General features: G+C 72.8%; 17 protein-coding genes. 10 read left to right on the top strand and 7 right to left on the bottom strand.

Annotation, left to right across the window (positions count from 1 at the left end):
- Nucleotides 1-331 precede the first annotated feature (331 nt).
- Nucleotides 332-3,001: an alpha-glucan family phosphorylase gene (gene glgP / locus ACZ60Q_RS14150; RefSeq protein ID WP_469633094.1), complete on the top strand. Its 2,670-nt coding sequence runs from the start codon at nucleotides 332-334 to the stop codon at nucleotides 2,999-3,001.
- Nucleotides 3,002-3,067: 66 nt separating this feature from the next.
- On the opposite strand, the gene ACZ60Q_RS14155 is transcribed toward glgP, so the two are convergent.
- Both ACZ60Q_RS14155 and ACZ60Q_RS14160 read right to left on the bottom strand, forming a co-directional pair.
- Entirely contained in the window at nucleotides 3,068-5,113 is a 2,046-nt protein-coding gene (locus ACZ60Q_RS14155) for a M4 family metallopeptidase (protein ID WP_469633096.1), read from the bottom strand.
- Nucleotides 5,114-5,499: 386 nt separating this feature from the next.
- Nucleotides 5,500-6,090 (bottom strand): TetR/AcrR family transcriptional regulator, encoded by a 591-nt coding sequence (locus ACZ60Q_RS14160; protein ID WP_469633099.1) that lies wholly within the window; start codon nucleotides 6,088-6,090, stop codon nucleotides 5,500-5,502.
- A 123-nt stretch (nucleotides 6,091-6,213) separates the two neighbouring features.
- Between ACZ60Q_RS14160 and ACZ60Q_RS14165 the strand changes: the two genes are divergently transcribed.
- Nucleotides 6,214-7,287: an FAD-dependent oxidoreductase gene (locus ACZ60Q_RS14165; protein WP_469633102.1), complete on the top strand. Its 1,074-nt coding sequence runs from the start codon at nucleotides 6,214-6,216 to the stop codon at nucleotides 7,285-7,287.
- A gap of 61 nt (nucleotides 7,288-7,348) precedes the next feature.
- Here the strand turns inward: ACZ60Q_RS14165 and ACZ60Q_RS14170 are convergent, their stop codons facing one another.
- Nucleotides 7,349-9,229 carry an ABC transporter ATP-binding protein gene (locus ACZ60Q_RS14170; protein WP_469633105.1) on the bottom strand — a complete coding sequence of 627 codons (1,881 nt, stop codon included), beginning with the start codon at nucleotides 9,227-9,229 and terminating at the stop codon, nucleotides 7,349-7,351.
- Nucleotides 9,226-11,127, bottom strand: coding sequence for an ABC transporter ATP-binding protein (locus tag ACZ60Q_RS14175; protein WP_469633108.1), 1,902 nt, complete (start codon nucleotides 11,125-11,127; stop codon nucleotides 9,226-9,228). Before ACZ60Q_RS14175 ends, ACZ60Q_RS14170 begins: the two co-directional genes overlap by 4 nt.
- A gap of 233 nt (nucleotides 11,128-11,360) precedes the next feature.
- Here ACZ60Q_RS14175 and ACZ60Q_RS14180 point away from each other — a divergent pair, with 233 nt between their 5' ends.
- Nucleotides 11,361-12,014, top strand: a complete 654-nt coding sequence (locus ACZ60Q_RS14180; protein WP_469633110.1) for a response regulator — start codon at nucleotides 11,361-11,363, stop codon at nucleotides 12,012-12,014.
- Between the two features lie 42 nt (nucleotides 12,015-12,056).
- Here ACZ60Q_RS14180 and glgX read toward each other — a convergent pair whose 3' ends face one another.
- A complete protein-coding gene (glgX, locus tag ACZ60Q_RS14185) occupies nucleotides 12,057-14,315 on the bottom strand; it encodes a glycogen debranching protein GlgX (RefSeq protein ID WP_469633113.1) in 2,259 nt (752 codons plus the stop codon).
- A gap of 192 nt (nucleotides 14,316-14,507) precedes the next feature.
- Here glgX and ACZ60Q_RS14190 point away from each other — a divergent pair, with 192 nt between their 5' ends.
- The 7 genes from ACZ60Q_RS14190 (at nucleotide 14,508) to ACZ60Q_RS14220 (ending at nucleotide 21,659) form a co-directional block, all read left to right on the top strand.
- Nucleotides 14,508-15,749: a L,D-transpeptidase gene (locus tag ACZ60Q_RS14190; RefSeq protein ID WP_469633116.1), complete on the top strand. Its 1,242-nt coding sequence runs from the start codon at nucleotides 14,508-14,510 to the stop codon at nucleotides 15,747-15,749.
- 219 nt (nucleotides 15,750-15,968) lie between these two features.
- The gene (locus ACZ60Q_RS14195; RefSeq protein WP_469633119.1) at nucleotides 15,969-17,216 is read left to right on the top strand and encodes a L,D-transpeptidase; all 1,248 of its coding nucleotides are present in this window, start codon (nucleotides 15,969-15,971) and stop codon (nucleotides 17,214-17,216) included.
- Between the two features lie 93 nt (nucleotides 17,217-17,309).
- The gene (locus ACZ60Q_RS14200) at nucleotides 17,310-18,077 is read left to right on the top strand and encodes an enoyl-CoA hydratase/isomerase family protein (RefSeq protein ID WP_469633122.1); all 768 of its coding nucleotides are present in this window, start codon (nucleotides 17,310-17,312) and stop codon (nucleotides 18,075-18,077) included.
- A 274-nt stretch (nucleotides 18,078-18,351) separates the two neighbouring features.
- Entirely contained in the window at nucleotides 18,352-18,867 is a 516-nt protein-coding gene (locus tag ACZ60Q_RS14205) for an ATP-binding protein (protein WP_469633825.1), read from the top strand.
- A gap of 406 nt (nucleotides 18,868-19,273) precedes the next feature.
- Complete coding sequence (locus tag ACZ60Q_RS14210; RefSeq protein ID WP_469633125.1) at nucleotides 19,274-20,131, top strand: polysaccharide deacetylase family protein; 858 nt, start codon at nucleotides 19,274-19,276, stop codon at nucleotides 20,129-20,131.
- A gap of 39 nt (nucleotides 20,132-20,170) precedes the next feature.
- Complete coding sequence (locus tag ACZ60Q_RS14215) at nucleotides 20,171-20,386, top strand: EF-hand domain-containing protein (RefSeq protein ID WP_469633128.1); 216 nt, start codon at nucleotides 20,171-20,173, stop codon at nucleotides 20,384-20,386.
- Nucleotides 20,387-20,582: 196 nt separating this feature from the next.
- A complete protein-coding gene (locus ACZ60Q_RS14220) occupies nucleotides 20,583-21,659 on the top strand; it encodes a CopD family protein (RefSeq protein ID WP_469633131.1) in 1,077 nt (358 codons plus the stop codon).
- Here ACZ60Q_RS14220 and ACZ60Q_RS14225 read toward each other — a convergent pair.
- Nucleotides 21,656-23,128, bottom strand: coding sequence for a carboxylesterase/lipase family protein (locus tag ACZ60Q_RS14225; protein ID WP_469633133.1), 1,473 nt, complete (start codon nucleotides 23,126-23,128; stop codon nucleotides 21,656-21,658). The two genes, ACZ60Q_RS14220 and ACZ60Q_RS14225, sit on opposite strands and share 4 nt — an antisense overlap.
- A 41-nt stretch (nucleotides 23,129-23,169) precedes the next feature.
- On the bottom strand, nucleotides 23,170-25,449 hold the full coding sequence (locus ACZ60Q_RS14230) for a peptidoglycan recognition protein family protein (RefSeq protein ID WP_469633136.1): 2,280 nt from the start codon (nucleotides 25,447-25,449) through the stop codon (nucleotides 23,170-23,172).
- Between the last annotated feature and the right edge of the window lie 246 nt (nucleotides 25,450-25,695).

A 25,695-nucleotide genomic window follows, 5' to 3' on the forward strand; every position in this document is an offset into this window, starting at 1 on the left:
GCGGGCGAGGGAAGCCCGAAGCGCCCCACGGGTTCCGGATACCCGCCCTGTGGCGCCACCCGGCAGCCTTCCCTGCGGCAGGGAGGTCCACAAGGCCGCGTACGGGACGGAATCGGCCGAACTCCCAGGTGAGCGGAGTGACGGGAGATCACCGGCGGGGCGCGAGGTGCCCCTGTGGGGAGGCGTGTACCGGCCGCGCCGGGACCTCGCGCGCCGTCCGCGCGCCAATGGCGGGCCGCCACTGACGGCCGCTACCTTCAGGGGTGACGGAAAGGACGCACACCGTGGTGCGTCCGCCCGGATGCGCGAGTCCCCTGTAAAGGTGGAGTACGTGAAGGCCATTCGTCGATTCACCGTGCGTCCTGTCCTCCCCGAACCCCTGCGACCTCTCCACGACCTCGCGCACAACCTGCGCTGGTCGTGGCATACCGAGACCCGTGAGCTCTTCCGGTCCGCCGACCCCGAGGGCCGGCGGACCGCGGAAGCCGACCCCGTACGCCTGCTCGGCTCGCTGTCCGCCGGGCGGCTCACCGAACTGGCCGGGGACGAGGAGTACCTCGGCCGCCTCGCCGAGGCCTCCGCCGACCTGGCCGAGTATCTGAACGGCCCCCGCTGGTACCAGGAGCAGCGGGCCGCCGGAGCGGAACTGCCCTCCGCCGTCGCCTACTTCTCACCCGAGTTCGGCGTCACCGCGGCGCTGCCCCAGTACAGCGGCGGCCTCGGCATCCTGGCCGGCGACCACCTCAAGGCCGCCAGCGACCTCGGCGTCCCGCTCATCGGAGTCGGCCTGCTCTACCGGCACGGCTACTTCCGTCAGACGCTCTCGCGCGAGGGCTGGCAGCAGGAGCACTATCCCGTCCTCGACCCCAACGAACTCCCGCTCGACCTGGTCCGCGAGGCCGACGGCACCCCCGCCCGGGTGGTGCTCGCCCTGCCCGGCGGACGCTCGCTGCACGCCTGTGTCTGGCTGGCCCGGGTCGGCCGGGTGCCGCTGCTCCTGCTCGACTCCGACGTCGAGGAGAACGCCCCGGGCGAACGCGACGTCACCGACCGGCTGTACGGCGGGGGCAGCGACCACCGGCTGCTCCAGGAGATGCTGCTCGGCATCGGCGGGGTGCGCGCGGTGCGCACCTGGTGCCGGCTGACCGGCACTCCGGAGCCGGAGGTGTTCCACACCAACGAGGGCCACGCCGGCTTCCTCGGTCTGGAGCGCATCCGTGAACTGATCCCCACCGGGCTCGACTTCGAGGCCGCCCTGGAAGTGGTCCGGGCCGGGACCGTCTTCACCACCCACACCCCGGTGCCCGCCGGCATGGACCGTTTCGACCGGGGACTCGTCGCCCGCCACTTCGGTGACGACGGCGAACTGCCCGGCGTCGGTGTCGAGAAGATCCTGCGGCTCGGCACCGAGACCTACCCCGGCGGTGAGCCGGAGCTGTTCAACATGGCGGTGATGGGCCTCCGGCTCGCCCAGCGCGCCAACGGCGTCTCCACCCTGCACGGGGCCGTCAGCCGGGAGATGTTCTCCGGGCTCTGGCCGGGCTTCGACCCCGCCGAGGTGCCGATCACCTCCGTCACCAACGGGGTCCACGCACCGACCTGGGTCGCCCCCGAGGTGTTCCGGCTCGGCGCGGGCCGGATCGGCGAGGGCCGTGCCCACCAGGTGCTGGCGGGTGGCCCGGTGGAGGACGGGGCCTCCTCGCGGAGCGGCACCCCGCGCCGCTGGGACGCGGTGACCGGCATCGGTGACCAGGAGCTCTGGGAGCTGCGCCGGGAGCTGCGCGGCCAGTTGGTCACCGAGGTCCGCCGCAGGCTGTACGCCTCCTGGCGTCGACGCGGCGCGGGCACCGCCGAGCTGGGCTGGATCGACGGCGTCCTCGACCCGGACGTCCTGACGATCGGCTTCGCCCGGCGCGTCCCCTCGTACAAGCGGCTCACGCTGATGCTGCGCGACCGCGACCGGCTGCGGGCGCTGCTGCTGCACCCGGACCGCCCGATCCAGATCGTCGTCGCGGGCAAGGCGCACCCCGCCGACGACGGCGGCAAGCGGCTGGTGCAGGAGCTGGTGCGGTTCGCGGACGAGGCGGGGGTCCGCCACCGCATCGTCTTCCTCCCGGACTACGGGATGGGCATGGCCCAGAAGCTCTACCCGGGCTGCGACGTCTGGCTCAACAACCCGCTGCGCCCGCTGGAGGCGTGCGGCACGAGCGGGATGAAGGCGGCGCTGAACGGCTGCCTCAACCTGTCCGTCCGCGACGGCTGGTGGGACGAGTGGTTCGACCCGGACTTCGGCTGGGAGATCCCCACCGCCGACGGCTCGGCGGGCGACGAGGACCGCCGCGACGAGCTGGAGGCGAACGCCCTGTACGCCCTGATCGAGGACCGGGTCGCCCCGCGCTTCTACGACCGGGGGGCCGGGGGCCTGCCCGTCCGGTGGATCGAGATGGTCCGCTCCACCCTGGTGAACCTGGGACCGCGCGTGCTCGCGGGGCGGATGGTGCGCGAGTACGTGGAGCGTCTGTACGCCCCCGCCGCGCACTCCCTGCGGGCCCTGGACGCCGGGGCCGCACGGGATCTCGCCCAGTGGAAGGCCAAGGTCCGGGCCGCCTGGCGCGGGGTCTCCGTCGACCATGTGGAGTCGGTGACCGAGACCGCTGGGGGCGGCTCGGCGGAGCTCGGCGCCACCCTGGCGCTGCGGGCGCGGATCGCGCTCGGCGGCCTGGACCCGGACGACGTGGAGGTCCAGGTGGTCGCGGGCCGGGTCGATGCGGGCGACGCCATCGCGGACGCCCAGATCTTCCCGCTGAAGCCGGCCGGCGGCCAGGACCTGGAGGACCGCTGGCTGTACGAGGGGCCGCTCGCGCTGGACCGGACGGGACCGTACGGCTACACCGTGCGCGTCCTGCCCGCCCATCCGCTGCTGGCCACCGGCGCCGAACTGGGCCTGGTCGCGCTGCCGGCCGAGGCGGCGGGAGAGGGCGCGGGCGTGCTGCTGCGCTGAGCGCGCCACGGCGAACGGCCCGGAAGGGGAATTCCCTCCGGGCCGTTCGGGTGTGATCCCGTGGGGTCAGAAGGTGAGCTTGACGCTGTTGATCCGTCCGGTGTCCGACCGTGCGACGTCCTGGACCCTCAGCTTCCAGACGCCGTCTGCCACCTCGGACGAGGCGTTGACCGTGTAGGTCTCCACCACGTTGTCCGCGGAGTCGCCGGAGGAGGAGTTCTTCAGCCGGTAGGCCGTGCCGTCCGGGGCCACCAGGTCGACGACCAGGTCACCGCGCCAGGTGTGCGTGATGTTCACGTCCGCCTTGAGGGTGCTCGGCGCGTTGCCGGTCACACCGGAGACGGTGACCGAGCTGGTGACGGCCGCACCGGCGTCCGGGATGGTCACCGCGGTGGTGTTCTCGAACACCTTGCCGCCCGGGTCGGGGTTGCCGCCGCCGGGGCGGGCGCCCACGTTGATGCCGGCCCAGGCGTGGGCCACGGCCGCGTACTCGGGGCTGGTGGCCCCGTACAGCTCACCGGCGACCGCGAGCGTGCCGGTGCGGGCAGCGGCGTAGTTGGTCGTCGAGGTGAACTTGGTGGTGAGCGCCTTGAACCAGATCTGCAGCGCCTTGTCCCGGCCGATGCCGGTCACCGGGAGCCCGTCGGAGGTCGGCGAGTCGTAGGTGACGCCGTTGACGGTCTTGGCGCCGCTGCCCTCGGACAGCAGGTAGAACCAGTGGTTCGCCGGGCCCGAGGAGTAGTGGACGTCGATGTTGCCGATGCCCGAGTACCAGGCGTCCTTGGACGCGCCGTCCTTGGAGGGCTTGTCCATGTAGCGCAGCGGGGTGCCGTTGCCGTTGATGTCGATCTTCTCGCCGACCAGGTAGTCGCCCGGGTCCTGGGCGGTGTTGGAGTAGAACTCCACACCCGCGGCGAAGATGTCGGAGGTGGCCTCGTTGAGGCCGCCGGACTCGCCGCTGTAGACCAGCCCCGCCGTGACCGAGGTCAGACCGTGCGTCATCTCGTGGGCGGCCACGTCCAGGGAGGTCAGCGGCTTGACGTTGCCGCTGCCGTCGCCGTACGTCATGCAGAAGCAGCTGTCCTGCCAGAACGCGTTGACGTAGTTGTTGCCGTAGTGGACGCGGGAGTACGCGCCGACGCCGTCACCGCGGATACCGGAGCGGCCGTGCACGTTCTTGTAGTAGTCCCACGTCTCGGCCGCGCCGTAGTGGGCGTCCGCGCCGGCCGTCTCGGCGTTCTGCGGAGTGCCGTCGCCCCAGACGTCGTCCGGGCCGGAGAACAGCGTGCCGGTGCCGGAGCTGCCCCGGTTCAGGTTGTACGTCTTGTGGTTGCCGCGCGTGGTGTCGGTCAGGGTGTACGAGGGCGCGGTGCCCAGGGTGACCTGGCCGTTGTACTGCGTGTTGCCGGTGCCGTTGTGGACGGCCTGCCACGCGTAGAGCTTCTCGCCGGAGGCGGCGTCCGTGACCACGTGCAGCTCGTTCGGGGTGCCGTCGTGCTGGAGCCCGCCGACCACGGTCTCGTACGCGAGCTGCGGGGAGCCGCTGCCCAGCCACACCACCTTGCGCGGGGCCTCGCTCGCCTTCTTCGCCTTCGAGCCCTCGGCCTTCGCCGCGCCGAGCGCCTGCTTCTCGGCGGCGGCCGGGGCCACGTCGGCGGTGAGGCCGAGGGCCTTCAGCTGCGCGCCGGTCGCCTTCGACGCCTTGCTGACGCCCTCGGTCGCCCCGGCCGCGGACGCCTTGACCACGAGGTCCCCGCCGAGGACGGGAAGCCCGCCCAGGGTGCGCTCGTAGCGGGTGTGCGTCGTGCCGTCGCGGTCCTGGACGACATCGCGGACCACGAGCTTCTCCGTGGAACCGAGGCCGAGTTCCCTGGCGGTGGCCGCCTTGGTGGCGTTCGCCTCGCTGAGCAGCTCGGCGCGCTGGGCGGGGGAGAGCTTGGCGGGCAGGGCGCCCGGGTCGGCCTTCGTGCCGGCGGTGATGCCGCCGAGCGGGGCCGAGGCGGGGGCGGAGGTGGCGGTCGCGGCGCCGGACGGAACGGCGACGGCTATCAGGGCTGCTGCGGCTATCAGCGCGCCGGTCGCGGTGGCGCGACGGCTGGGCGTGGATCTCACGCGGACTCCTTCTGCGAGGGGGGTACCGGCGGCGCTGGACGGGCCGTCCGGACGGTGCAGGCGGTGCGCAGAACGGGGTGAAGAGTGTCAGCAGATGACCGCACCTGTCAGGACCGCGTCAACAAGTTGGCCGATTTTCGTTCGTTGCCGGAAAGGTCATGTTCGTTGAGCGGACGTTTCGTCGATCATTGCCGCAGTGTTACCGGGCGTTGCGAGGCCCGGCGTTCACAGGGTGGTCACAGGTTTCGTGCGCGGCGGGTGCCGTGGCGGCGCGGGCGGGGAGGGGTGGGGTGACCGCCTGATGAGACAGCGTCGCGTTCTGGCCAGATTCGCATGCCGGAATGCGCCGGTCCGTCAGGATGCCGGCGCGGGGTGGGCCGTGGTGCTCAGGCGGTCTTCCCGGGCGGGTACACCGCGTCCAGCAGGTCGCGCACGAAGCGGTCCACGTCGTCCAGCCCCGCCGCCGCGAGCGTGCCGGGCCCGTTCGTCAGCAGATGCGGGATCGCCGCGTGCAGCGCGAGGGTGACGACGGCGGCCCGCTGCGGGGTGACGGGCAGCCCGGCGGCGCGCTGGGCCAGCTCGAAGCCCGCGAAGTCCCCGCTCGCCATCGGGTCGAGGATGCCGGACAGCCAGGGGCGCCGGGCCGCCTCGGCCTGGAGCTCCAGCACCGCCAGCAGCCGGGAGCGGCCCGGCCCCGCGACGTTCTCCAGGAGCGAGCGGAAGAGGGCCGCCAGACTCTCGCGGTCCGTAGGCCCCGGACCGGCGAGAAGCCCCCCGGCGAGTGCGAGGTACCGCTCCAGGCAGCGCTCCGCCACCGCGCGGAGCACGGCGTCGCGGGTCGGGAAGTAGTTCTTGGTGGTGCCCGGCGGCACCTCGGCGGCCCGGTCCACGGCCCGGTGGGTCAGCCCGCGCCCGCCGTCCCGGGCCAGCACCTCGACGGCCGCGTCCCGCAGTCGGTCCCGCCGGTCCGCGTTCACGCGCGCTCCCTCGCTCCCGTACGGCGGCTTCTCCCGTCCCTGCCGTTGCCGATGCTACCCCAGCCGTGGTACCACGGTTGTGGTGGTTCTCTGTACGGTCCGAACCGAGATCGGGAGCGCGACATGGCAGGAACGGCGATCGTGGTCGGCGCGGGCATCGGCGGTCTGGCGACCGCGATCGGACTCCGCCGCGCGGGGTGGACGGTCACGGTGCTGGAGCGCCGCACCGGGCTGGAGCGGTACGGCGCGGCCTTCGGCATCCACCCCACGGCGCAGTCCGCGCTCGACCGCCTCGGTGTGGGCGACGCGCTGCGCGAGCACGCGGTCCCCTACCGCGACGCGCACATCCGCACCCCGGACGGGACCTCGATCGCGCGGCTCCCGCTGGAGCGCATCGAGCGCAAGGCGGGCCGCCCAGAACTCCTCATCTCCCGGACGTACTTGCTCGACGCCCTGCTCAGGGGCCTGGATGCCTTCGGGGACGTACCGCTCCGGCTCGGCGAGCGGGTCACCGACGTGGACGCCATCGCCGCCGGGCAGGACCTGGTGGTCGGCGCCGACGGTATCCGCAGCGCCGTACGCACCGCCCGCTTCGGCGACCGCGCCGGACCGCGCCGGATCGGCACCGTCGCCTGGATCGGCATCGCCGGCTTCGAGAGCCCGCTGCACGGCGAGACCTGGGGCAGCGGCCGCTTCTTCGGAATGACCCCGGTCGAACCGGGCCGGACCAACTGGTACGCCACCGTGCCCGAGGCCACCACCGCCGAGGAACTGCGCGCCTCCTTCGCCGGCTGGCACGACCCGATCCCGCGGATCCTGGACGCCACCGACCCGGCCACCTGGATCCGCTACGAGATGCGGCACCTCCACCCCGCGCTGCCCTCCTTCGTCTCCACCGGCGCCCGGCCCGCCTCCCCTCCCGCCCCCGTCGCCCTGGTCGGCGACGCGGCCCACGCCATGACACCCAACCTCGGCCAGGGCGCCTGTACCGCGATCCTGGACGCGGACGCCCTGAGCCGTGCGCTGGCCGCCGCGCCCCCGGGCCCCGCCGGCATCGCGGGGGCTCTGCGCGCCTATGACCGCGAACGCCGCCGCAGCGCCCAGCGGACGGCCTTCGGCTCGCGGACCCTGCACCGCTTCATGAGCACGGAACGCATCCGGCTGCGGGACGCGGCGCTGCGGCTGTCGCCGGGGTGAGGGCGGGGAATCCGGCCGCCCGCCGCTCCTCGCCCGCCGCTTCTCGCCCCCTCGCCCCCGCTCAGGCCAGACTGTCCTTCCACGCCCGGTGCAGTCCCGCGAACCGGCCCGTCCCGCCGATCAGTTCGGCGGGTGCGCCGTCCTCCACGATCCGGCCGTGCTCCATCACCAGCACCCGGTCCGCGATCTCCACCGTGGAGAGCCGGTGGGCGATCACCACCGCCGTACGGCCGTGCAGCACCGTGTCCATGGCCCGCTGCACGGCCCGCTCCCCGGGGACATCCAGCGAGCTGGTCGCCTCGTCCAGGATCAGCACCGCCGGGTCCGCCAGCAGGGCCCGGGCGAACGCCACCAACTGCCGCTGCCCCGCCGAGATGCGCCCACCCCGTTTGCGCACGTCCGTGTCGTAGCCGTCCGGCAGGGCCGCGATGAAGTCGTGCGCGCCGATCGCCTTCGCGGCCTGCTCGATCTCCTCGCGGGTGGCGTCCGGGCGGCCGATCGCGATGTTCTCCGCGACCGTCCCGGAGAAGAGGAACGCCTCCTGCGTCACCATCACCACGCCCCGGCGCAGCTCGGCGGTGTCCAGGTCGCGCAGGTCGGTGCCGTCCAGCAGGACCCGGCCCTCGGTCGGGTCGTAGAAGCGGGCCAGCAGCTTGGCCAGAGTCGACTTGCCCGCGCCCGTCGACCCGACGACCGCCACCGTCCGGCCCGCCGGGATGCGCAGGTCGAAGGTGGGCAGCACCTCGCCACCCGTACGGTAGGCGAACCGCACCCCGTCGAACGTGACCTCCCGGCCGGGGAGCCCGCCCGGGCGCGGAGGCAGCTCCTTCGGCCGGGCGGTCTCCGGGACGTTCGGCGTCTGGGCCAGCAGGCCGGCGATCTTCGTCAGCGAAGCGGCCGCCGACTCGTAGGAGTTGAGGAACATGCCCAGCCGGTCGATCGGGTCGTACAGCCGGCGCAGATACAGCACCGCCGCCGCCAGCACCCCGAGCGCCAGCGTTCCGTCCGCCACCCGGTAGCCGCCCCACAGCACCATCCCGGCCACCGCCGTGTTCGCGATCAGCCGCGAACCGATGACATAGCGGGCCATCTCCAGTATCGCGTCGCCGTTCGCCCGCTCGTGGCGGGTGTTCAGCGCGGTGAAGACGGTGTCGTTGCTCCGCTCGCGGCGGAACGCCTGGACCGGACGGATGCCGTTCATCGTCTCCGCGAACTTCACGATCACCGCCGCGATCGCCGTCGACCGCGCCGCGAACGCGACGGACGCCCGCCGCCGGTACATGCGGACCATCAGATACAGCGGTACGAAGGAGAACGTGGCGATCGCACCGATCCCCGGGTCCAGCCAGAGCAGCACCAACGCGATCGACACGAACGACAGGACCACGCCGATCAGTTCCTGGAGCCCCTCGCTCAGCAGCTCCCGCAACGACTCCACATCCGTCGTGGAGCGCGAGATCAGCCGGCCCGAGGTGTAACGCTCGTGGAAGTCGACGCTGAGCGCCTGCGCGTGCCGGAAGATCCGGCCGCGCAGATCGAGCAGCACGTCCTGGTTGATCCGCGCGGCGGCCCGGATGAAGCCGTACTGGAGGACGCCGGCGGCGACGGAACACACCGCGTAGCCGACCGCGACCGCCATCAGCGGCCCGTAGTCGTGGTCCCGGAACGCCGGAACCCCGCTGTCGATGGCGTACGCCACCAGCAACGGGCCCGCCTGCATCGCGATCTGCTGGACCAGCAGGAGCAGCGCCGACACCGCGACCCGGCCGCGCATCGGGGCCAGCAGCGAGAACAGCAGCGCCCTGGTCGCCCCGGGGGGCGCGGGCAGGTCGTCCCGGTCGAACGGGTCGTCGGCGCGCCCGGGCGCGGGTGCGACCCGGCTCTTCGGCGGGCCGTCGTCGTCGGCGGCCGGGAGCGAGGCGTCGTCGGTGGTCGTGGTCATCGGGCACTGCCCTCCTCGGCGGGGACCTGCTGGACGGGGGCGCTCACCGAAGTGGCGGGGCGCGGTGCGGCCGGCTCGTCCACCGGTGCGGCCGGCTCGTCCACCGGTGCGGCGGGGCACGGTGCGGCGGGCGCGCTGCCCGCGCCCGACATCAGCCAGGCGTACTCCGGGTTGTCGCGCAGCAGCTCCTGATGTGTGCCGACCGCGGCGATCCGGCCCCCGGACAGCAGCGCCACCCGGTCGGCCAGCATCACGGTGGAGGGGCGGTGCGCCACGACCACCGCGGTCGTCCGCTCCAGGACCTGCCGCAGCGCGGCCTCCACCAGCGTCTCCGTGTGGACATCCAGCGCGGAGAGCGGGTCGTCCAGCACCAGGAAGCGCGGCTCCCCGACCACGGCGCGGGCCAGCGCGAGGCGCTGACGCTGGCCGCCGGACAGGCTCAGGCCCTGCTCGCCGACCTCGGTGTCCAACCCCAGCGGCAGCTCGTGCACGAAGTCCGCCTGGGCCACCGACAGCGCCCGGCGCACCCGCTTCCCGTCCGCGTCCGCCGCGCCCATCGTCACGTTCTCGCCGACCGTCGCGGAGAACAGCGTCGGTTCCTCGAACGCCACCGAGACCAGCTCCCGCAGCCGCGAACGCTCCATCGTGGCGATGTCCTCGCCGTCCAGGGTGATCCGCCCGCCGGTCACCTCGTGCAGCCGGGGCACCAGAGCGGTGAGCGTCGTCTTGCCCGACCCCGTACCCCCGACCAGGGCCAGCGTCTCACCGGGCCGGATGTGCAGATCGATCCCGGCGAGGACCGGCGGCGAGCCCGGATCCGCGTCCGGGTAGCGGAACTCGACGCCCTCGAACACCATGCCGGGGGCGGTGGCCGACGCGCCCTCCCGGGCCGGTGCGGCCCCGGGTTCCTCCGCCACGTCCATCACCTCGAAATACCGGTCGGTCGCGGTCGCCGACTCCTGACTGATCGCCAGCAGGAAGCCGATCGACTCCACCGGCCAGCGCAGGGCGAGCGCCGTGGACAGGAACGCCACCAGCGTGCCCGCGGACAGCGTCCCCTCCGCCACCTCGATGGTGCCGAGCACCAGCGCCGCGCCGATCGCCAGCTCCGGGATGGCGGTGATCAGCGCCCAGATCCCGGCGAGCAGCCGGGCCTTGCCCAGCTCCGTGGTGCGCAACCGGTGCGACAACGCCCGGAACGCCCGCGCCTGGCTGCGGTGCCGGCCGAAGCCCTTGACGATGCGGATGCCCAGCACGCTCTCCTCGAGGACCGTGGTGAGGTCGCCGACCTGGTCCTGGGCCCGGCGCGCGACCACCGAGTACTTCGTCTCGAACAGGGAGCACAGGATCATCAGCGGCACCGCGGGCACCAGCAGCACCAGACCGAGCGTCCAGTCCTGGGCGAACAGGAGGACGAACCCGACCAGGATCGTGGTCGCGTTGACGACCAGGAAGGTCAGTGGGAACGCCAGGAACATCCGCAGCAGCGTCAGGTCCGTCGTCCCGCGCGACAGCAGCTGGCCCGAAGCCCAGCGGTCGTGGAACGCGACCGGCAGCCGTTGCAGATGGCGGTAGAGATCCGCCCGCATCGACGCCTCGACCCCGGCCAGCGGACGCGCCACCAGCCACCGCCGGAGCCCGAACAGCAGCGCCTCCGCGATGCCCAGCAGCAGCAGGTACAGCGCCCCCAGCCACACCCCGCCCGGATCGCGGTCGGCGACGGGGCCGTCCACCATCCACTTCAGGACCAGGGGGATCACCAGCCCCAGGCAGGACGCCAGGATCGCCACGGAGGCGGCCGTGAACAGGCGCGCCCGCACGGGTCGGACATAGGGCCACAGGCGCAGGAGGGAGCGCACGGCGGACCGGTCCGTGCGCTCTGCAGGCTTTTTGGGCATCAGCGGCGACTTTACGTTTCACCACTGACATCGGTCCTGCCAATTACCCGCCCCGGCGGAAACCCCGATGGACACGGCCGGCCCCGCGGAGCGCGTCGCGGGAGCGGCCGATCAGGAGCCAGAACCGGGCGGCGGCACGGCGGTATCGGCGGGAGTCCCCCTGGTCGGACGCCCGTGAACAGCGCCGAGGCGGCCGCTGGTCAGGCAGCCGTGAGCTCCCGTACGGTGCCGTCATGACCGAGACCGCCGCCCGTGCCATCAGCCTCGTCGTCGTCGACGACCACCCGGTCGTCCGGGACGGACTGCGGGGCATGTTCGCCGCCGCCCCCGGATTCGAGGTCCTCGGCGAGGCGGCGAACGGCGTGGACGCCCTCACGGTCGTCGAGCGCCTCGACCCCGACGTCGTCCTGATGGACCTGCGGATGGCCGGCGGCGGGGGAGTGGCGGCCATCGCGGAGCTGACCCGGCGCGGTGCGCGCTCCCAGGTCCTGGTGCTGACCACGTACGACACCGACTCCGACACCCTGCCCGCGATCGAGGCGGGCGCGACCGGCTACCTCCTCAAGGACGCCCCGCGCGAGGAACTGTTCGCGGCCGTCCGGGCCGCCGCCGACGGGCGAAGCGTCCTGTCGCCCGCTGTCGCCTCCCGGCTGATGACCCGGGTCCGCGCCCCCGCCGCCGGGCCCGCCGAGACCTCCCTGTCGGCCCGCGAGCGCGAGGTGCTGACCCTGGTGGCACGGGGCACCACCAACCGGGAGATCGCCGCCGAGCTGTTCATCAGCGAGGCGACCGTGAAGACCCACCTCACCCACATCTTCGCCAAGCTGGGCGCCAAGGACCGGGCCGCGGCCGTCGCCGTCGGCTACGGCCGGGGCATCCTCGGCTGATCCGGGTCCCTACTCCCTCACTCCCTCCCTCACTCCCTCCTCTCAGGCCGTCACCCGCAGCAGCAGCACCGAGCGGGCCGGCACCGTCATCTCCGTACCGCCGTCCAGGACCGTGCCGGGAGCTTCGGCCTGCTCCTCCCTCGAGGTGTCCAGGACCAGTTCGTACGCGTTCGCCCACGGCGCTCCCGGCAGGACGAAGGCCGTCGGCTCCGCGCCCGCGTGCAGCACCGCCAGGAAGCTGTCGTCGGTGACCGGCTCGCCCCGCGCGTCCCGCCCCGGGATGTCCCGCCCGGAGAGATAGAGGCCGAGCGTGGCGGCGGGGGCGTACCAGTGGCCCTCCGTCATCTCCCGGCCGTCCCGGGCGAACCACGCCAGATCCCGCAGCCCGTCCGGGGCCTGCGCCCGGCCGGAGAAGAACGCGCGGCGCCGCAGCACCGGATGGGTCCGGCGCAGCGTCAGCACCCGGGCCGTCAGCTCGGTCAGCTCCCGCCACGCGGGCTCCCCGAGGAGCGACCAGTCCAGCCAGCCGGTCTCGTTGTCCTGGCAGTAGGCGTTGTTGTTGCCGCCCTGTGTCCGGCCCATCTCATCGCCCGCCACCAGCATCGGCACCCCGGTGGAGAGCAGCAGGGTGGTCAGCAGGTTGCGGAGCTGACGGCGGCGCAGCGCGTTGATCCCCGGGTCGTCGCTCTCACCCTCCGCCCCGCAGTTCCACGCCCGGTTGTCGCTCGTCCCGTCCCGGTTGCCCTCCCCGTTGGCCTCGTTGTGCTTCTGCTCGTAGCTCACCAGGTCGCGCAGGGTGAAGCCGTCGTGCGCGGTGACGAAGTTGACCGAGGCGTACGGGCGTCGGCCGCCCCAGGCGTACAGGTCGCTGGAGCCGGTCAGCCGGTAGCCGAGATCCCGTACGTCGGGGAGCGCGCCCCGCCAGAAGTCGCGCACCGCGTTCCGGTAGCGGTCGTTCCACTCGGTCCACAGGGGAGGGAAGGCACCCACCTGATAGCCGCCGATGCCGATGTCCCACGGCTCGGCGATGAGCTTGACCCGGCGCAGCACCGGGTCCTGGGCGATCACCGCGAGGAACGGGGAGAGCATGTCGACGTCGTGCGTCGAGCGGGCCAGCGCCGCCGCCAGGTCGAAGCGGAAGCCGTCGACGCCCATCTCGGTGACCCAGTAGCGCAGCGAGTCGGTGATGAGCCGCAGCACCTGGGGCTGCACCACGTGCGGGGTGTTGCCGCAGCCCGTGTAGTCGGCGTAGCGGCGCGGGTCCTCCCGCAGGCGGTAGTAGCCCCGGTTGTCGATGCCGCGCAGCGACAGCGTCGGGCCCAGCTCGCCGGCCTCCGCGGTGTGGTTGTAGACGACGTCGAGGATCACCTCGATCCCGGCCCGGTGCAGCGCGTGCACCATCCGCTTGAACTCGCCGACCTGCCCGCCCGCCGTCCCGGAGGCGGAGTAGCCGGCGTGCGGGGCGAAGTAGCCGATGGAGTTGTAGCCCCAGTGGTTGCGCAGCCCGCGCCGCAGCAGGTGGTCCTCGTGGGCGAACTGGTGCACCGGGAGCAGTTCGACGGCGCTCACCCCGAGCCGGGTCAGGTGCTCAATCGCGGCCGGGTGCGCGAGACCCGCGTACGTGCCGCGCAGCTCGGGCGGGACGTCTGGGTGCAGCTTGGTGAAGCCGCGCACGTGCAGCTCGTAGATCACGGAGTCCGCCCACGGGGTCTTGGGGCGGCGGTCCTCCACCCAGTCGTCGTCGTCGCGGACGACGACGCCCTTGGGCACGAAGGGCGCCGAGTCCCGGTCGTCCCGCACGGTGTCGGCCACCTGCTGGTCCGGCCAGTCCCGTACGTGCCCGTAGACCTCGGGCGGCAGGGTGAAGGTCCCGTCGACCGCGCGGGCGTACGGGTCCAGCAGCAGCTTCGCCGCGTTCCAGCGGGCCCCCGTCCACGGGTCCCAGCGGCCGTGCACCCGGTAGCCGTAACGCTGACCGGGCCGTACTCCGGGGACGAAGCCGTGCCAGATCTCGTGGGTCAGCTCGGTCAACGGGCAGCGGGTCTCCGTGCCCCGCTCGTCGAACAGGCACAGCTCGACCGCCTCGGCCCCGCCCGCCCACAGGGCGAAGTTGGTGCCCGCCACCCCGTCCGGGCCGACCCGGAAGCGGGCCCCCAGCGGCATCGGGGACCCGGGCCGGACGGCGGGGGACGGTGCCCCCGCCCGGGATCCCTCCGCGCGGTGCGCCTCCGCGGCCTCCGCCCGGGCGCCGGCCACCGCGTCCGGATCCTGTACTGCCTCCTGCTCGGCTGCGCTGGACACCGTGTCGCCTCCCGCGGCTCGTGGGACGGGCACCGGAGGAGGGGCACGCGGCGTCCCGGCCGCGGCCCTCCGGGGCCTGGCGTCGAACTGCTGTCCACCGGGCGACGCCAGGTACTGGTCCTCCCCTCTGTTCTGCCCACCGGACGGCCCGCACTCACGTTTCCCCCGACCGGCCCTGGTCGTTGGGGGAGCGTGAACCACACAGCGAAGAGCGCACGGGCCGGCTCGGCCGCCGTGCTGACATGGGCAGGACTGCTGACCGTGCTGGCCCTTCTGACCGGCTGCACCGACGTCCGGGAGGCCGTGTTCAACGGCAAGGCGCGATTCTCCGATGACGCGATCAGCGTCTTCCCCGAGGACGGGGCGAAGGACGTCGAGGAGGAGACCCGCATCGCGGTGAAGGTCCCCGACGGGCGGCTGGAGAGCGTGAAGGTCATGCGGATCGAGGACGCGCGGCAGCAGACGGTGGCCGGGCGCGTCAGCGATGACGGGAGGTCCTGGAAGCCGGGGCCCGCCGCGGGGCGGCTCGCCCTCGCCGCGAAGTACAGCATCGACGCGGTGGCCGTGGACGGGGAGGGCCGCCGCTCCGCCCGGCACGCCACGTTCACCACGCTCGTCCCCGAGCACCGTTTCATCGGGTACTTCAAACCGGAGACCCGGTCCACCGTGGGCACCGGCATGATCGTCTCCTTCTCCTTCAACCGCCCGATCGCCGACCGGGCCGCGGTGGAGAAGGCCATCCGGGTGACGTCCGATCCGGTGGTGGAGGTCTCCGGCCACTGGTTCGGCAAGGACCGGCTCGACTTCCGTCCCCAGGCGTACTGGAAGCCCGGCACCGAGGTCACCGTCGACATCAAGCTGCGCGACGTCGAGGGCGCCCCGGGGGTCTACGGCGGCCAGGACAAGACCGTCGTCTTCACGGTCGGCCGCTCTCAGGTCTCCCGGGTCGACGCGGAGGAGAAGACCATGGAGGTGCGCCGGGACGGAGAGCTCGTGGAGACGGTCCCGATCACCGCGGGAGCCCCGAAGACGACCACGTACAACGGGAGGATGGTGGTCACCGAGATGCACGAGGTGACCCGGATGAACGGGGCCACGGTCGGCTTCACGGACAAGAAGGGCAAGGGCGAGTACGACATCAAGGACGTTCCGCACGCGATCCGGCTCACCGAGTCCGGCACCTTCCTGCACGGCAACTACTGGGCCGACGATTCCGTCTTCGGCGCGGAGAACGTCAGCCACGGCTGCGTCGGGCTGCGCGACGCCAAGGGCGGCAGCGGCTCCACGCCCGGTGGCTGGTTCTTCGACCGGACCCTGATCGGCGACGTGGTCGAGGTGGTCAACTCCAAGGACAAGAAGGTCGCACCGGACAACGGGCTCAGCGGCTGGAACCTCGGCTGGAAGAAGTGGAAGGCCGGCTCCGCCCTGCGCTGACCCCCGGGCCCGGACGCGTCTCGCCCCGCACCCCCGCCGCTCCGCCCCAGCACCCCGCGCCACCTGCACAGCTCCCCGGATCACTTGGGACGGAACGGTGACATTCCGGAGGGAGTTCACCCCGCTCCCGATGTGATTATCTAGCGGCGGCGCGCATGTTCGGCGCGCGGGGGTGCGGGCCACGGCGGGAGCCGGGCCGTGCGAGGGGAGACGACCACAGTGAACGGGCAGCCGATATCGGGGGCATCGGCCGGTGCTGGCGGGAAGCGGCGCGGCGGGCCGGGGCTTCTGGCCCTGGTTCTGGGAGCACTGCTGTTGCTGGTGACGGCGTGCGGTGGCGGCGACGCCGGCGCGGGGGACAGGAAGGGGCCCGCGGGCAGCGCGAAGAAGGAGGACACGACCGCCTCGCAGGCGGTGGTGACCATCGCGCCCAAGGACGGCGCGGAGTCCGTGGCGACCAGCGGTGCGCTGAAGATCGGTGCCGTGCGGGGCAAGCTGGCCACGGTGAAGGTCTCCGACCCCAAGGGCGACGAGGTCGAGGGTGAGATCGCGGCCGACGGCGCGAGCTGGACGCCCGAGCGGCACCTCGCCGCCTCCACGAAGTACGCGGTGCACGCGGTGGCGAAGGACGCGGAGGGACGTGAGTCGGCGAAGGACACCACCTTCACCACACTCGTCCCGGCGAACACGTTCATCGGGCAGTACACGCCGGAGGACGGCTCCACCGTCGGGGTCGGCATGCCGGTCTCCATCAACTTCACCCGGGGCATCACCGACCCGGACGCGGTGGAGCGGGCGATCAGGGTGACGGCCGAACCGGCCGTCGAGATCGAGGGCCACTGGTTCGGGAACGACCGTCTCGACTTCCGCCCGGAGAAGTACTGGGCGGCGGGCACCAAGGTGACCGTCGACCTCGACCTCGACGGTGTCGAGGGCCGGCCGGGTGTCTACGGCAAGCAGGCCAAGAAGGTGACGTTCACCATCGGCCGCAGCCAGGTTTCCACCGTCGACGCGAGCGCGAAGCGGATGAAGGTGGTCCGCGACGGCAAGCAGATCAAGGACATCCCGATCTCCGCGGGCGCCCCGGCGACGACCACGTACAACGGTCAGATGGTCATCAGCGAGAAGCTCAAGGTGACCCGGATGAACGGCGACACCGTCGGCTTCGGCGGCGAGTACGACATCAAGGACGTGCCGCACGCCATGCGGCTGTCCACGTCGGGCACCTTCCTGCACGGCAACTACTGGGGCGCGTCCTCCATCTTCGGCAACAGCAACACCAGCCACGGCTGCGTCGGTCTGCGGGATGTGCGCGGCGGCTACGACAACCAGACGCCGGGGGCCTGGTTCTACGACAAGTCGCTGATCGGCGACGTGGTCATCGTGAAGAACTCCCACGACAAGACGATCCAGCCGGACAACGGCCTCAACGGCTGGAACATGGACTGGGAGGAGTGGAAGAAGTAGCACTTCCCTCCGCTCCCCGATCGAACCGGCGGGCCCGGTGCTGTGACCGACAGCACCGGGCCCCCCGGCGTTAGCAGCCGTTAACCTGCCTGCATGACTGTGACCCTCGAAGTACGCGACGGCGTCGGCACGATCCTCCTGGACCGGCCGCCCATGAACGCCCTGGACGTGGCGATCCAGGACCGGCTGCGGGAGCTGGCCGAGGAGGCGGCGCGGCGCGAGGACGTGCGGTCCGTGATCCTCTACGGCGGCGAGAAGGTGTTCGCGGCGGGCGCGGACATCAAGGAGATGCGGGCGATGGACCACACGGCGATGGTCCTGAGGTCCAAGGGCCTTCAGGACGCCTTCACCGCCGTCGCCCGCATCCCCAAGCCGGTCGTCGCCGCCGTCACCGGCTACGCGCTCGGTGGCGGCTGTGAGCTGGCGCTCTGCGCCGACTTCCGGATCGTCGCGGACAACGCCAGGCTCGGCCAGCCGGAGATCCTCCTCGGACTGATCCCGGGCGCGGGCGGCACCCAGCGGCTCGCCCGGCTGATCGGCCCCTCCCGGGCCAAGGACCTCATCTTCACCGGCCGCACGGTCAAGGCGGAGGAGGCCCTGACGCTGGGGCTGGTCGACCGGGTGGTCCCGGCCGCCGAGGTCTACGAGCAGGCGCACGCCTGGGCCGCCAAGCTGGCCAAGGGGCCCGCGCTGGCGCTGCGCGCGGCCAAGGAGTCGGTGGACGCCGGGCTGGAGACGGACCTCGACACCGGGCTCACCATCGAGCGGAACTGGTTCTCCGGTCTGTTCGCCACCGAGGACCGCGAGCGGGGCATGCGCAGCTTCGTCGAGGAGGGTCCGGGCAAGGCCGTATTCCGCTGACCGGTAGTCGGAACGGGTGGCCCGGTAGTCGGGTCGGACGGTCCCGCGCGGGGAGTTCATCCGTCAGAGCGGATTGTTCGGGTCTTGAGGCAGCCTTAAGGCCCGGTACCGCCTCCGGCCGGACGGTCCTCCTCGGGCAGGGCGTCGCCGCAGCTCAGCGAGGCCGTTCGGGGAGTTGTTCTGCCAGAGGCATATGCCAAAAGCCTTCCGTGGAATGGGTTGTTCCGGGGTGCGGATTCCGCCGGAACGGCCCCGGATGGCGATGCGTGCGGCCATGATGGTGGGCATGGCGGGCTTGGAGGGTGTGGATCAGCCGCGACCGCGCAGCAGCGCGACCGCGGCACGCTGGACGTCGACCACGGATGACGAACAGGCGTTCAAGGTACTGGAGTTGTTCGGAAATCCGACCGAGGGGGAGGTCCGGCTGCCGTCCCGCCCGGAGTCGGCGGCGACGGCCCGGCGCATCACTTCCTGCGTCGTGCTCCGCCAGTGGGCCCTCTCGCCCCAGACCGCCGAGTACGCGGTGCTCCTCGTCTCGGAGCTCGTGGGGAACGCGGTGCGTCACACCGGGGCCCGGGCCTTCGGGTTGCGGATGGTCCGCCGCCGGGGCTGGATCCGGATCGAGGTGCGCGACCCCTCGCGCGGACTGCCGTGTCTGATGCCGGTGCGTGAGATGGATGTCAGTGGCCGCGGGATCTTCCTCGTCGACAAGCTCTCCGACCGCTGGGGTGTGGATCTGCTGCCGCGCGGCAAGATCACCTGGTTCGAGATGCGCATCTCCGACCGCTGAGGGCCCCGCCGTTGTCGCGCCGGATACGCAGAAGCCCCCGGTCGGCCGTGGTGGGGCGCTGCGGGGGCTTCTGTCGGGGGCCGTGAAATGGGGGGTGTGTCCACGGCCGCTTGCGACGACCTGTGCCCGGGTCAATGGGGGTCGTGGCTCCGACTATGGCAGATGGGCGACCCCGGCGCCAAAGCGACTTGTTGGGATATGTGCGGAACAAACGGTCATTGGCTGGTTGAATCGCAGGTGTGCTCGATCACTCGCCTGGCATTCCATGCATCTTTATGGCGATGCTCGAATGATTCATTGATCATCTGATGAATTGCTCAATCATCCTATTTCGCCCGTCGTGCCTCTACTGTGTCCCGGGAATCAGCGGATTCAGTGGAACCCGTGGAACGCGAGGTGGTCGGGCATGCACGGACACAGGGCCCCGATGGGCCGGCGGGGCGCGCTGGGCGCCGGGGCCGGGGCATGGGCCGCCGCCCTCGCCGCGGGGTGCGCACGGAGCGACGGGGCGGGCGGAGCCGCCGGACCCGCGGCCGTCACCCGCGCTCCCGACAAGGCCCCCGCCCCCGAAGCCTCCGCCCCCTCCGGCCCCGCCGGCTCCCCGGCCGCCGCCCCGCACCGCTTCCCCGGGATGCCCTTCCGGATCACGCACGGTCCCCGCGACCGGCCCCGCGTAGCCCTCACCTTCGACGGCCGGGGCGACCCGGACCTCGCTCGCACCGCACTCGCCCGGTGCGAACAGGCCGGGGCGCGCGTCACGGTGCTCGCGGTCGGCACCTGGCTCGCCGAACACCCCGGCCTGGCCCGCCGGATCCTCGACGGGGGCCACGAGATTGGCAACCACACCGAGCACCACCTCGACCTCGCGTCCCTGGACGAACACGCGGTGTACGAGGAGATCGCCGTCTGCGCCCGGCGGCTGCGCCGGCTCACCGGGTCCATCGGCACCTGGTTCCGCCCCTCGCCCACCGCGTACGTCTCCCCGCTCCTCCAGCGCCTCGCGCAGCGGGCCGGCTACCCCCATGTCCTCGGCTGCGACCTGGAGTCGCTCGACCACACGGCCACCCGCGTCGCCGCCGTCACCCGGAAGGTCGCGGGGGAGCTGCGCAACGGTTCGGTGGTGGAGCTGAGTCTCGGTCGCCCGGTCACCGTCGACGCGCTGCCGCTGCTTCTCGCCGAGATCGGCCGTCGCGGGCTGCGCGCGGTGACGGTCACGGAGCTGCTGGGCCTACCGGCCGCCGATGCCACCCGAGCGGCCCGATAATCTGACCCCTGACATTCGGCATCACGAAGGGGCGGAACAGTGGCGGACATCGAGTCGGCGCGGACGGCATTCGAGCGGTTCGACAGAGACGGCGACGGGCTCATCACGGCCAACGAGTACAAGAGCGCGATGGCCCAGCTGGGCGACCCCTTCGTCACCGAGACGGTGGCGCAGGCGATCATCAACGCCCACGACGTCAACGGTGACGGCCTGCTCACCTTCGACGAGTTCTGGGCCTCGCAGAACAAGGCCTGATCCGCCGCGGCGGCCGGTCCCGCGCCCATCGGGGTCCGGCCGCCGCCGGATACGCCGGCAGGGCCCCTTTCCGGGTGCCCTCCGGGTGCCTCCCGGGTGTCTTCCGGGCCCCTTCCAGCGGTCCCGGTCCCGCCCACCGCGCGCGGCGTGCCGTGTCTATGTCCACCGACTGTCCACCGACGAGGATCGGGCCGTGATGTTCTCCCGACCCCCCGCCGACCCGGCCGCGCCGACCGGCCCCGGCCTGCCCGCGGTGGTGGCGGCCGTACCGGCGCCGACGGGCGAGGCGCCCTTCGCCGGCGGGACACCCGGGAGACCGGGACCGTCGGGGCGGCCGGCCGGACGCTCCTGGACCACCCCACTCCTGTTCTGCGCCGCGGGCGCCCTCGCGCTCCTCGTGGCCCTGCTGGGCCCCGGCCTCGTGGCACGCGGCACCGGGGAGCTCCGGATACCCGGCGCGGGGATCACCACCGTGCTCCGCACCGTCCTGTTCGCCGCGCTCGCCCTCCACCTGGGCGAACTCCTCGCCCCGCAGCTCATCCGGCCCGTCCGGGGCCGCCCCCGCACCGCCGTACGGAGCTGGGCGGTGTACGCCTCGCTCGCCGGGGCGGCGGCCGCCGCCGGGCAGATCGTCCGGCTCGCCGCCGTCAGCGATCTCGGGATCACCGAGACCTACGGCACCCGCGAGGGCGGCCTGCTCCTCCTCATCGCCAACGGCCTCGTCATCGCCGCCTTCTGCGCCGCGAGCAGACGCCCGGCCCTCGCGCTGGCCCCGCTCGCCCTCGTCATCGGCGCGGAGGCCCTGCGCGCGCACCCGGAGGCGTACAGCCCCGAGTTCGGCGCCGCCCTCACCGTCGTCCATCTGACCGCCGCCTCGCTGTGGACCGGCGGTCTGCTGTACGTCCTGCGCACCATGTGGCTCTGGCGGGGCGCACCCGTCGCGGCCCGCGCACTGCTCGGCCGGTACGCACGCCTGGCGATCTGGCTGTACGTCGCCCTCGCCGCCACCGGCACGGCGTCGGCCCTGCGCCGGCTGCCGCTGGACGTCGTGTTCACCTCCGCCTACGGGCGCACCCTGCTGGTCAAGCTGGCGCTGATGGCCGTGGTCAGCGTGCTGGCGGTGGCGGCCCGGCGGCGGATGCTCCGGGACGCCGACCCGTCGGTCGCACTCCGGCCGGCCCGCCGCGAACAGGTCGTGCTGGGCCTGGTCGTGGTGGTCTCGGCACTCCTCACCGTGGTCCCCGACCCGCACTGGATCTCCCTGCGGCCTTAGCTCCGGTACGGCTTCCAGCCGCGCAACTCGTCGTCGCGCGGGGCCAGGACCAGCTCCGGTGCGCCCGGGCCGAAGACCGTCACGGGCCGCCGCGCGTCCCAGGACGGCCACCCCGGGTCACCGCCCGTCGCGAAGTCCACCCACGCCCGGTGCATCGCGTCCGCCAGCTCCTGCGGGGCGTCCGGGCCGGTCAGGGCCATCGTGTCGGGGTGGGCGAGCGTGTCGAAGACGAAACCCAGCTCCAGGGCGTGACAGGCACCCAGCCGCTGTACGGGGGTGGGCCAGCCGAACTCGTAGACGTACGTGGCACCCGGCGCGTGCGTCCGGGCGTCGGCCAGCCGGTTGATCGGCACCCGCAGCAGCAGGTCCGTCGCGAGCGCGCCGAGGATCTCCCCGGGGGAGGCGCCCGGGCGGTTGGCGCGGTAGGTGCGGGCGGTGGCGTTCGGCACCTTGAACTTCAGCCGGGCGAGGCGGAGCCGCAGCTCGCTGATCCTCTCGGTCAGGCCGCCGGGCACGAACCAGAGCCGGTACTCCTCGGTGTTCGTCCCCAGCAACAGGTCGATCCCGGCGGACGCGCCCGCGTGCAGCGCCTCCACGGGGTCGTGGGGCAGCAGTTCGCCGTCCACGACCAGTTGGAAGGAGCTGCGGCCGGTCAGCGGGTTCCCGCCGCTGGTGACCTCGGTCTGCGCGGTGAGCAGCGCCTCGGGGTCCACGGCGGCCAGTGCGGCGGCCGTCGCGGGCACCCCGAGCCGTTTCGCGATCAGCTCGGTCGTCCCGCGCGCGGCGGCGGGCGTCAGCGCGGCGGGCGCCCCGCTCTGGAGCACCGCCCGCCGCAGCAGTCCCGCCGACCGGGGCGAGGCCAGCAGGGCGGCGATGCTGACCGCCCCAGCCGACTCCCCGGCCACGGTCACCCGGTCCGGATCGCCGCCGAACGCTGCGATGTTGTCGCGCACCCACTCCAGGGCGGCCAGCTGGTCCAGGAGCCCCCGGTTGGCGGGCGCGTCCGGGAAGACGCCGAAGCCCTCGATGCCCAGGCGGTAGTTGACCGAGACGAGGACCACCCCGTCCCGGGCGAACGCGGACCCGTCGTACACCGGCACCGCCGAGGAGCCGTGCAGCAGCGAACCTCCGTGGATCCACACGAGCACCGGCAGCCCGGCCCCCGGCTCCGGCGACGGCGTCCACACGTTGAGGTTCAGGCAGTCCTCGCCCGGCACCGCCGGATCCGGCAGCAGCCGGTCCAGCGGCGGGGCGTAGGGCCGCTTGGGGGCCGTCGGACCGTACGCCACGCTCTCGCGCACCCCCGTCCACGGCTCGGGCGGCCCGGGCGCGCGGAACCTCCGCGCGCCCACCGGCCCAGCCGCGTACGGGATGCCGCGGAAGACCGCGACGCCCCGCTCCACCGCACCGCGCACGGTGCCGTGCACGGTTCTCACCTGCGGGGGAGTCCCCGCCACGATGTCGGACACGGTGTGTGCCAACCCCTCTCGTGGTGCGGTGGTCCGGGCGGCTACTTCAGGTGGACCAGCCCGTCCGTGGTCAGGGCCGGCCGACCCTTGGTGCCGACGACCACGATCTTGACCGTGTGCTTGGCGCTGGAGGACCAGGACTTCGTCCAGATCGCCTGCCGGTACTTCGTGGTGGAGGACTTCAGGTCCACCGTGGCGGCCTTCTTCCCGTCGACGTAGACGTATGCCTGCCCCGAAGTGGCGGCCCGCGACACCACCCAGGCGGCCGACCGGCCGGTGAACGTCCAGGTCAGACTGGCGCCCTTGGTGCTGCTGGAGTACGACTTGCCGCCCAGGTAGTTGCCGGAGGACTTGGTGGTCCACTTGCCGCCCTTCTTGGCGGCGGACTCCTTGAGGATCACCGGGGTCCCGGACACCGGGGCGGCGGCCGTGTTGCCCGCGCGGTCGTACGCCGTCATCTTCCAGGCGGTCGCCTTGGCGGGCTTCGCGGTGTGCGAGGCGCTGACCGTGGTCGGGCCGTACGTCCTGGCGACGGGGGCGGTCAGCCGGACCTCCTTGAGGGAGGCGGCGTCGGTGGCCTTCCACTTCAGGGTGAGCGGGACGGAGGTGGAGTTCACCGTGCCGGTGCGCAGGGTGAGGGCCGGCTTGGTGGAGAAGACCGGCGGTGCGGTGTCGGCGACCACGGTGGCGACCGGGGACAGGGAGGTCTTCCCCGACTGGTGGGTGGCCCGGACCTGCACGGAGTGCTTGCCGGCGGCGAGGGTGGCCGGGGCCGAGGTGACGTCGCCCTCGACGGTGGCCACCGGCTTCCCGCCGACGAGCAGTTCGTAACCCTTGACGAAGGAGGCCGGCGTGGTCGCCTTCCAGCCGACGGTGATCTTCGACCGGGTGTAGTACGTGGAGCCGGAGGCGCTCGCCCCGGTCACCGAGGCGATGGTGAGACCGGTGACGGGGCCCGCGGCCAGGGAACGGACGGCGGGCAACTGCTGGTAGAGGGAGAGGCCGGGGCACTCGGTGGCGAACCCGTCCCGGTGCCCGGAGATCCGCGGGAAGGCGTACTGCTTGCCGGCGGCGAACTTCTGGTGGTCCATGTTGTTGCCGTTCGCCCCGGCGGTGAGCTGGACCGAACCGGCCGGGTCGGCCTGGTACTGGCCGAGCTTCCACGCGGCGACGCGGGCGACCGAGGTGGTCGCGGCGGTCGCGGCCTTGGTGTCGGTGTACATGCCGATCACGGCGATGCCGGTGGTGTCCCGGTTGAACCCGTAGGTGTGCGCCCCCATCACGGGCCGGTCCACACCGCCCGTGCGGCCCTCGAAGACCGTGCCGCACTTGTCGACGATGAAGTTGTAACCGAGGTCCTTCCAGCCGTTCGACGTCACGTGGTACGTGTGCAGACCGCGCACGATGGCCGCCGAGTCGGCGCAGGAGTACGCGTTCGTCTGCGCCGTGTGGTGGACGAAGACGGCCCTGACCTGGTCCAGGTAGTCGGGCGCCTCGAGGCTGAGCGACTCGTCCGCCTTCCAGGCCGTCCGGGAGACGATCGGCGGCTGCGGAACGGTGGACGGCGGGGCGGGCGACAGCGTCGGCGACGGTGAGGTGGTGGGCGTCGTCGGCGACCCGGACGGCGTGGGGGGTTCGGTGCTCGGGCTCGGCGGCGCCGGGGTCTCGGTGGTCGGGGTGGACGACGGCTCGTCCGTGGGCTCCGCGGCCGGCTCCGTGGGCGAGGTGACCGGCGGTTCCCCGCCGGGCGCGGGCTCCTCGGAGGGGGTCTCCTCGATGCTGAACGCGGCCGGTTCGGCGGCGAGCGGTGTGGTGTCGCCGCCCGGATCGACCATGTCGAGCCGCAGGCCCCCGGGCAGTCCGGCCCGGGCGCCGTCCCCGGCGCGGACGCGGACCTCGACGCCGTTGGAGGGGCCGACCCAGCGGGGTTCGGTGGTGCCGCGGACGCCGGGCCGGCCGGTCTCGGTGCGCCCGTCGATCTCGGTGTCCAGGGGCAGCCAGCCGGTCCACCCACCGGTGGCGGCGGACCGGGTACGGGCCTCGACGAGGCCCGTGACCTCGGCGGCGGGATCGGTCCAGGTGACGCCGAGCAGACTGAACGGTTCGGTGTCGCGCCGCGCGAGCGACGCGGAGCCGCCGTCGGGCGAGGTCTTCAGCGCGGTCCTGTGCACATCGGCCTTCACCGGGGCGGACTTGGCGTCCGCCGCCCGCCCGTCGCGGTCGGCGTCGGAGGTGCCGGTCACGCCCTGGAACACCAGGACACCCGCCACGGCCGCCGTCGTGACGGCGGCCGTGGCCCAAACTCTTCGCTGTGCTCTCATAGGTGATTCCCCGGGGACGACGCTGGCTGGAAGGCAGGGCATTCCCGGCCGGTCAGTCGCTGACCGGGGGCACGACTCCTCTGTCGGCCCGGCCGTTGGAGCGCCCCGGGACACGCTTGCGGGCCCCAGTCTTCCATGGGGGCGGACCGGGCCACGCCTCACCCTGCCCTGGTCCGACAGGAAACGTCCAGGGGTCACGGCGGCCCCGGAACCGCCTCCCGGCCGGGGTCCGGGAAGGCGATTCCC

This window comes from Streptomyces sp. NPDC104313 (assembly GCF_055583985.1).

Bases quoted from the DNA above. Each gene is read 5' to 3' on its own strand.
- ACZ60Q_RS14165 (WP_469633102.1), top strand. From the start codon at position 6,214: ATGGCAGGAACGGCGATCGTGGTCGGCGCGGGCATCGGCGGTCTGGCG.
- ACZ60Q_RS14170 (WP_469633105.1), bottom strand. From the start codon at position 9,229: ATGACCACGACCACCGACGACGCCTCGCTCCCGGCCGCCGACGACGAC.
- ACZ60Q_RS14175 (WP_469633108.1), bottom strand. From the start codon at position 11,127: ATGCCCAAAAAGCCTGCAGAGCGCACGGACCGGTCCGCCGTGCGCTCC.
- ACZ60Q_RS14180 (WP_469633110.1), top strand. From the start codon at position 11,361: ATGACCGAGACCGCCGCCCGTGCCATCAGCCTCGTCGTCGTCGACGAC.
- ACZ60Q_RS14200 (WP_469633122.1), top strand. From the start codon at position 17,310: ATGACTGTGACCCTCGAAGTACGCGACGGCGTCGGCACGATCCTCCTG.
- ACZ60Q_RS14205 (WP_469633825.1), top strand. From the start codon at position 18,352: ATGATGGTGGGCATGGCGGGCTTGGAGGGTGTGGATCAGCCGCGACCG.
- ACZ60Q_RS14210 (WP_469633125.1), top strand. From the start codon at position 19,274: ATGCACGGACACAGGGCCCCGATGGGCCGGCGGGGCGCGCTGGGCGCC.
- ACZ60Q_RS14220 (WP_469633131.1), top strand. From the start codon at position 20,583: ATGTTCTCCCGACCCCCCGCCGACCCGGCCGCGCCGACCGGCCCCGGC.
- ACZ60Q_RS14230 (WP_469633136.1), bottom strand. From the start codon at position 25,449: ATGAGAGCACAGCGAAGAGTTTGGGCCACGGCCGCCGTCACGACGGCG.